The sequence below is a fragment of the Acinetobacter sp. TUM15064 genome (assembly GCF_008980265.1).
GTDB lineage: Bacteria > Pseudomonadota > Gammaproteobacteria > Pseudomonadales > Moraxellaceae > Acinetobacter.
Map to the genome: position 1 here is coordinate 1 of NZ_BKFU01000091.1, position 8,518 is coordinate 8,518.

The 8,518-nt window shown below is 38.2% G+C and carries 7 protein-coding genes; 6 read left to right on the forward strand and 1 reads right to left on the reverse strand.

All coding sequences use genetic code 11. From position 1 onward, the window contains the following. Positions 1 to 20 precede the first annotated feature (20 nt). Genes tssH through GBI16_RS16895 form a run of 6 tightly spaced genes read left to right on the forward strand, consistent with a single transcriptional unit; the run spans position 21 to position 7,605 of the window. Positions 21 to 2,690 (forward strand): type VI secretion system ATPase TssH, encoded by a 2,670-nt coding sequence (tssH, locus tag GBI16_RS16870; RefSeq protein WP_086210659.1) that lies wholly within the window; start codon positions 21 to 23, stop codon positions 2,688 to 2,690. A 23-nt stretch (positions 2,691 to 2,713) separates the two neighbouring features. Next, entirely contained in the window at positions 2,714 to 3,850 is a 1,137-nt protein-coding gene (gene tssA, locus GBI16_RS16875) for a type VI secretion system protein TssA (protein ID WP_151707518.1), read from the forward strand. Between the two features lie 5 nt (positions 3,851 to 3,855). Then, positions 3,856 to 5,226: a type VI secretion system baseplate subunit TssK gene (tssK, locus tag GBI16_RS16880; RefSeq protein WP_151707519.1), complete on the forward strand. Its 1,371-nt coding sequence runs from the start codon at positions 3,856 to 3,858 to the stop codon at positions 5,224 to 5,226. Positions 5,227 to 5,231: 5 nt separating this feature from the next. Further along, positions 5,232 to 6,029, forward strand: a complete 798-nt coding sequence (icmH, locus tag GBI16_RS16885; RefSeq protein WP_086210622.1) for a type IVB secretion system protein IcmH/DotU — start codon at positions 5,232 to 5,234, stop codon at positions 6,027 to 6,029. Positions 6,030 to 6,040: 11 nt separating this feature from the next. Then, positions 6,041 to 6,640 (forward strand): hypothetical protein, encoded by a 600-nt coding sequence (locus tag GBI16_RS16890; protein ID WP_086210623.1) that lies wholly within the window; start codon positions 6,041 to 6,043, stop codon positions 6,638 to 6,640. Further along, entirely contained in the window at positions 6,637 to 7,605 is a 969-nt protein-coding gene (locus GBI16_RS16895) for a M15 family metallopeptidase (protein ID WP_151707520.1), read from the forward strand. Before GBI16_RS16890 ends, GBI16_RS16895 begins: the two co-directional genes overlap by 4 nt. Here the strand turns inward: GBI16_RS16895 and GBI16_RS16900 are convergent, their stop codons facing one another. Beyond that, complete coding sequence (locus tag GBI16_RS16900; RefSeq protein WP_086210625.1) at positions 7,606 to 8,379, reverse strand: alpha/beta fold hydrolase; 774 nt, start codon at positions 8,377 to 8,379, stop codon at positions 7,606 to 7,608. Between the last annotated feature and the right edge of the window lie 139 nt (positions 8,380 to 8,518).

The following is an 8,518-nucleotide window of genomic DNA, read 5'->3' on the forward strand; positions in this document are numbered from 1 at the left end:
AAACCATGACTGAGTTATATATGAATAACCTTAAAATTCTAATTAAGAAGCTATCTAATCACGCACGTATTGGGTTAGAAAAATCAGCAAATAGTTGTATTAATCAACAAAATTATGAAATTGAAATTGAACATTTCTTTCTGGAATTATTGTCACAATCAGAAACGAATGACCTTCTTTTATTACTGGAAAAATATAATATTTCTCACTCAGATTTAGTTATTGATTTACAGCTCAGCCTTTCACACTTACCCAAGGGCAATGTTCGGACACCAATTTTTGCCCAATCTATAGTTCGTTTATTAGAACAGGCATGGTTACTTGCATCTGCTGAACAAAATTCCATCATTAGAACTGGGCATTTATTGATTGCACTACTAACTGCGCCTGATTTGTACCAAATCGCATCACGTGCCTCAAGTCTTTTTGAACTATTTCCAATTGATACAATGAAGCATAAGTTTATAGACCTATGCACTAACAGTAGTGAACAAGATTGCTATCAGCAAACAGTCTTAACACCAACTGACGTTCCAATACTTCCCACTTTAAACAAGACATTAGCGCTGGATCAATACACCATTAATTTGACTGACAAAGCCAAAAATGGGCGAATTGATCCAGTCATTGGGCGTGAATTTGAAATCTGTTTAATGCTTGATATTTTGATGCGCCGACGTCAAAACAACCCCATACTGACAGGTGAACCAGGTGTAGGAAAAACAGCAGTTGTCGAAGGTCTTGCACTCAAAATTGTCAACAACCAAGTCCCTGACGCTTTAAAAAATGTACAACTTCATATTCTCGATATGGGGCTATTACAGGCTGGTGCGAGTGTTAAAGGAGAATTTGAAAATCGTTTAAAGCAGGTGATTGAAGAAGTTCAAAGTTCGAGCCATCCTATTATTTTATTTATAGATGAAGCACATACCTTAATTGGTGCAGGTGGACAAGCAGGACAAAATGATGCTGCTAATTTATTAAAACCTGCATTGGCACGTGGTGAGTTACGTACCATTGCAGCCACGACTTGGGCTGAATATAAACAATATTTTGAAAAAGATGCGGCTCTTAGCCGACGCTTCCAAGTCATTAAAGTTGAAGAGCCAACAGAAGAAGTGGCTATTGATATGTTACGTGCCATGCTTCCCGTGATGACCAAACATTTTAATCTCAATATAGATGATGAAGCAGTCATCGCTGCAGTAAATTCTTCACATCGTTATATCAGTGGTCGTCAACTTCCTGATAAAGCCATTAGTGTACTCGACACGGCTGCTGCTCGTGTTGCGCTCACCCAAAATGCGCAGCCTGTAAAGTTAGATCAACAACTGGCTCAACAACATAATCTAAAACTTGAATACAAAATTTTGGAGAATGAGCACCAGAATCTGCCAATTCATCATGAACGCTTACAAGATTTAAAGCACAAACTAACACTGCTAGATACAGAGATTAATTTGACACAAAAGCAATGGCACAAAGAGCGTTCACTCGTTGAAAAAATTAAACTACGACAAAAAGATTTAAATCATCAAAATGTTCAAAAAGAAATTGCAACATTACGTGAAGAATTAGCTGAAATACAAGGTCAAAGTCCATTGGTCTTTGAACGTGTAAATGCGCAAATGATTACTGAAATTATTTCAGATTGGACAGGTATTCCTGTCGGCAATATGTTGAATGATGAAATCCAACAGATTTTAACATTAGAGGATAAGCTTTCAGCCCGCGTCATGGGACAACACTATGCCCTTCATCAACTGGTTCAGGGTATTAAAACATCTAAAGCAAAACTGGATGATCCGAACAAACCGCAAGGTGTATTCATGCTTGTTGGTCCAAGTGGTGTAGGTAAAACTGAGACTGCTCTTGCTTTAGCCAATGAACTTTATGGTGGAGAATCACATCTTATTACGATTAATATGTCTGAATATCAAGAAGCACATACTGTTTCCTCTTTGAAAGGTGCTCCTCCTGGTTATGTTGGTTATGGACAAGGCGGTATATTAACAGAGGCTGTTCGGCGGAATCCCTATAGTGTTGTCCTGCTCGATGAAATAGAAAAAGCGCACAATGATGTTCAAGAATTATTCTATCAAGTCTTTGATAAAGGGACACTGGAAGATGGTGAAGGCCGACTTATTGACTTCAAAAATACCACGATCCTTTTAACATCAAATGTCGGTTCAACTGCAATTATGCAAGCTTGCATCAATCAACCTGTTGATACATGGCCAAGCGCAGAAAACTTAATTGAACATCTAAAGCCAAGTCTATATAAACAATTTAAGCCTGCATTTTTAGGACGCATGCGGATCGTTCCGTATTTACCTTTACATGATGATTTATTAGTTGAAATTATTCATCATAAAATCAGTAAAATAACAGCTCGTCTTGAAAAACAGTATCAAACCAAAGTTCACTATACAGACGACTTAGTCGAGTTGCTATTGAGCCGCTGTACGGAAGTCGATAGCGGTGCGCGTAATATAGATCACATTTTAAATGCTACGGTATTGCCTGCTTTAGCAACTGAAATTTTAATAGCATTAGCGGAAGATAATGTGCCTAAAGTGATTTATATCAATGCTAAAGATGATGAAATCACCTACCGTTTAGATCCAATTGAAAAAACAAAAGTTCCCAAAAAACGTCAGCCGAATAAAAAACAAGTAGATCAAGCCTAACCCAATTTATAGAGTATCGAATTATGAGCTTAGAACTTGAGTCTTTACTGTCTCCTATTTCAAGCGACTATCCTTGTGGACAAGATCTATCTTTTTCCAATGAGTTTCATGCCATTAAAATTGCAAAAACTCAAGATGATCCACTACTCGATCAAGGAGATTGGGTTGCTGAACCCAAACAAGCAGATTGGCATTTTGTACATCAAAAATCTATTGAGCTTTTAACTGAAAAATCAAAAGACATTCGTTTACTGGGCTGGTTACTTGAAGCTTGCTCCCACTTGTATGGATTTGAAGGCATAACCAAAGCACTTGAGCTAATGCATCGGACACTGAGCAACTATTGGACACAGTTACATCCTGAAATGGAAGAAGATGATTTAGATCAACGTTTAGGTTTATTACAAGGTTCAATCAATCAATTGGTTGCCTTGATTAAACGCGTTCCAATCACACATTCTCCTCAGTTTTCACTGGGTGACTACGAAGCGCTGCTGAGACAAAAAAATCAGCAATTAAAACAAATCGAAAATTACGAGGAAAATCATACTGTTCAATCTCAGGGGATTGAACAGTTCGAGCACAGTTTATTTAATACATCAAAATCATTTCAATATCAAAACTATCAACACTTTTCAGCACTTCTAGCCGAATGGTCTCAACTCAAAAGTGTGTTAGATCGCCTCATGGGACTCGATGCCCCTAGCTTTGCAGCTATTGATACGCAGCTTGAAAATGTCCATATCAGTTTAAAGAAACTCTATAAAACTGATGTTTTTGTGCAAATACATGCCATCAATACATCGACAGAATCAGCAACACCAGCAATGATAAGTAGCCAAAGACTTTCATTGATGCAAAAAGAAGAACAAATCAGCTTAGAGAATACATCACCAATGCCTCAAAATTTTAAGGTGCAACCGCAAAATCACCTCGTAAATCGTGAACAAGCAATGCGTGTATTGCAAGATATCTCAGACTATTTCCAAGCTAATGAACCACATAGTCCCGTAAGTTACATGTTGCAGAAAACTATAAAGTGGAATCAGATGCCACTTCACGAGTGGCTAAATCAAGTCATTAAAAATGAAAATCCACTCCTTAACATCCAAGAACTTTTGGGTGTACAACCACAATCTAATGAATCTAATAACTGGTAATCTTCATGTTTAAAGCAGAAAAAATACTTTGGGGCGAAGGTCTCTTCTTACGTCCTCAACATTTTCAATTGCAAGATGCTTATCATGAGCAACGCTTGAATCATACGATTCGCTCGACCATTCCATTTGCCTATGGCATTCAAAGTGTACAATTTGACGAAGCTCAGTTACAAACGCATATCTTGGCGCTCGAAAGCATTCAGATAATTTGGCAAGATGGAGAAATTTATCAGGCGCCTATGCGCGATCTATTACCATCGCCCGTTTTATTAGATGAGCTCAACCTGCGTGGCGAAGTTCTAGTCTATTTAGCGCTTCCAATTGTGCAAGCCAACAAGAGGAACTTAGCCGGTGAAAATAGTACGCAACTAGGTCGTTATCATTCTTATTTGACTTCGACTCATGACTTATTTACAGATGCCAGCGAAGCCGATATCACATTATTACACCGCCGTGCCGAGTTCAGATTATTAGATGCTAATATTGAGCCTAATCAAGAACTTGATGGGTTTTTATATCTAGCCTTAGCAAAGATTAAACGTCAAAGCTCTGGGCAATTTGAGTTTGATCGCCATTTTATTCCCCCAATTTTGCACATTGAGTCGTCTGAGAATCTCATTTCAAGTCTAAAACGTACTTTAAATGTCATTAAAGCGAAAATTAAGACCATTCAAAGTAATAATCGTGAAAATGAGCAGAAACTGATTGAGTTCCGCTCTGGTGATATTGTGTCATTTTGGTTGGTCAATGCACTGAATACAGCACATGCAACATTAAATCATTTATTACAATACCCACATATCCACCCAGAACGACTTTATTTTGAGTTATTGCGCTTAACAGGTTCTTTACTCACGTTCTCGACTGCACATGATGTGGAACATTTACCACGTTATCAACATCTTCATTTACAAGAAAGCTTTTCTGAGATTGATATCATTTTACGTGACTTATTGGATACCATTATTTCAAACCGTTACATCAGTATTCTACTGAAAGAAACCCGACCATCTTATTGGTTAGGTCGTTTAGAGTCAGACAAAATTACACGTGATTCAAGGCTGTACTTGGCTGTTTCAAGCAGTATGATGCAAACCCACGAACTGGTTCAATTGGTTCCTTTACGTTTCAAAGTAGGCAATACAATAGACGTTGAACAACGTGTAGTTGCTGCACTTCCAGCCGTACCGTTACAACATTTAGTACAAGTGCCAACAGCGATTCCTGTCCGGTCTGGCGTGAGTTACTTTGAAATCGAACCGAATAATGACTTATACCAACGTATGTTAGATGCCGAGTCGATTTGTATTTATATTCCAGCGGGGTTTCAAGATATTGCTGTTGAATTGATTGTGGTTATGAATGGCCAAGGATAATAATAATGAATAATGCCCCTTCACTTTTTGATGATGGACAAATTGGAACTGGTTTAGTTTCACCACCTATAGCCGCAAAAACTGCCAATACCTCGAACTTAGTCGATTTATTGCATGATGGTTTTTATATCGTTTTTTTATTAAAAAACCAATATATCCCTAGCAGTGTCACGGAATTTCGTGAAAAAGTTATTGCATTGCTCGATCGCTTTGAAAACCAAGCACGAAAATTACAGTTTTCTGCAGACGATATTCTAGACGCTAAATATGCCTACTGTGCATTATTAGATGAAACCATTGTGACTCAGCAAGATACACAGTTTTTTGAGCTTCAAAATAGCTGGCTCATTAGCCCCCTACAACTGAGTTTATTTGGGTCACAACTTGCAGGTTATCGTTTTTTCGAAATATTAGAGGAACTACGTCGTAAAGGACATGGTCGATTAGGTGCTCTAGAAGTTTATCATTACTGCATGCTGTTGGGTTTTCATGGTAAATATCGTATTGAGTCTATAGAAAATTTAAATCATCTGGTAGCACGTGTGGGGGATGAAATTGACTATTTAAAAGGGAAAAAGGCTGCCTTTTCTCCCTTTGCCTCTCTGCCCGATCAAATTAAACACATGATTCACCGCGAACTACCGTTCTATTGGATTTTACTGTTCTTGGTAATGTTTGCATTGTTAGCCTTTGGTGGCTTGTACTACATGTTGTCTAAGCAAAATACGAGTTCTTTAGCTAAATATGAAAATGTCATTTCAGCACCAACTGAACAAGCATATATCACAATCCATTTGCCCTAAGAACTCAATCCATGACTCGTGAAAAACAAACTTCAGTCAAAATTTTGACATCAGCAAAAAAGAAAAGACCTGCACCCATGCTCTATGCCGTGGGTGGTTTTTGTGTGGGTATCCTCTTAACATCAAGCATTGCTTTTACTTACTTTTTTATACAACAAAAAAATACATCCCTCCAAGTGAACCAAAACCCAGCTGTAGATCAAACAACTGCAATAGACAATGAAATGCCAACGCGCGAACCCGAAGCTATTTTTGAGGCGAGCAAAGTCAATGCTTCAAATCAGCCTCAAGCAACCAATGATCTAGAGTCATCTAATGAATTTATTCAACCCAAAGATGATGAGCTGAGTAAAGCTTTTCTACGCCGGCCCCAAGCATTAACCACAGCTGTACCAAAGCCGACGACGAATGCAATATCTCAAAATAAGGAGAATAAAAATCAGAATACTTCTCCACGCAGTTCAGACCATTCGCAAAAACAGAGCCCACAAAAAATAACTAGGCCACAGCAATCTTTGGATATAGCAGAGGAATCTCCTGTAGGAGATGTACAAACAACGATTACAACACGCGCCGTGGAAACAAAACATGTGGCTCTTACCACACCATGATCTATGCTCTTTTTTCTACTTTTCTAATTCTGGCATTAGGACTCAGTTTGGCACTGTCCTATGAATTAAGAACAATGTTTACCGATTTTTTTGTCGGGTTAATTCCTCAAGGAAAAAGAAAGTTTCAGTCTGCTCGTCAGTTTGCGCAACACATCAATAATGCTGCGGCACCTGAGCAATTACAATCCTCTTGGCATATTCAGCAATGGTGGATATTAGTTGCAGGTCTCCTTTTATTTACCAGTATCTTGATGTTTGCATTTACTAGCCCTGTCACGCCTACTAAGATTGAAGCCGATTATTTAAGACAATCAGATCCACAAATTTATGCATTACTCGAGGGACAAATTTTATCGCCACCACCAGAAGTAGAAGAATCATTGGTTGCTGCGGCCATAGTTGAAGCAAGTATGCTTGAGCAAGCGGATCTTAATAATAATTCTATTCAAGCCAGTACTTTGAGTTACGATCCGAGTATTCAGGATGTACATTCTGCCCATTCGTATGACAGTTTAGCAACGGCTGACCGTAAATGGCATAAAATGAACCCGCGCTATAAGCAGCGTCTACTAATGGTATTTAAAATCATGCATGATCAACATGGTTATGAGCTGGTACTGCTTGAGGGCTATCGTAGTCCACAACGCCAAAATTCCCTAGCCACTAATAAAAATACAACGCTCGCTCGTGGTTATCAAAGTTACCACCAATTTGGCTTGGCAGCGGATGTCGCATTTAAGCGAGATGGAAAAGTCGTTATTTCTGAACGAGACCCATGGGCGATGCGTGGCTATCAGCTCTATGGCGAAGTTGCAGAATCTGTCGGTTTAACTTGGGGCGGACGTTGGACGTCAATCCAAGACTATGGACATACCGAGTATCGAATGCCTGGTTTAAAAAAAACCGCTGAGATGGCTGAAAAGTTGACCTCCGAGGGGCAACTTTTAGCAGCAAATTTAAATTAGTCAGTTGCAATCATGATCCAAATATTGGTTCATGATTTCTAAGACTTCTGAAGTCTTTTCTGCGTGCAACCAATGCCCAGCATCTGCAACCGTTTGAATCTGCGCTTGAGAAAACTGCGATTGAATCGCATCCATATATTCGGGCTTTTCTACATAAGGTGACTTTCCACCACGAATAAATAATGCAGGTTTTTGCCATGTTTTTATATTTTCCCATGAAAGAATTTGAGCATAATTCTGATACAGGGCATCTACATTAAACAACCATTTTCCTTTGCTAAAAGACTTTAGTAAAAATTGAATTACCATTTCTTCTTTGAGATATTCACGCATAATTTCAATGGCCTGCTGGCGATTTTCAATATCAGCTTTTTGCACTGAAAATAATGCTTTGAAAATCTGCTCATGATGATTTTCTTTATACGCAATAGGCGTAATATCCAGCACCACAAGTTGCTCTAACCGATTCCCTGCCACTTCTGTCACTTTCATGACCAATTTTCCACCCATAGAATGGCCGATTAAAGAAAAGTGTTCAATATTAAGCTCATCCAAAGTGTCAATCAGATCAGCAGCCATCAATTCATAAGTCATAGCATCTGAATGTGCAGATAAACCATGATTACGAACATCGACTTGTAATACATGATGACTCGCATAATAGTGTCGAGCAAGCATTCCTAAATTACTTAAGCTGCCGAATAAACCATGAACGAATACCAGTGTTTTTGCTGTTTGTTGTTCATTTTGATGAAATTGATAATTGAGAATCATATAAAACTTACTGTATTTGATTTCTATAGATATTGAATTTTTAATGTGAATAAATCAAATGACATTTTGATTTTTATTAAAATGTGCTTAGGCTATTTTGAATGTAAATTTGCTTAGGCTAAATTTAAAATATCATATA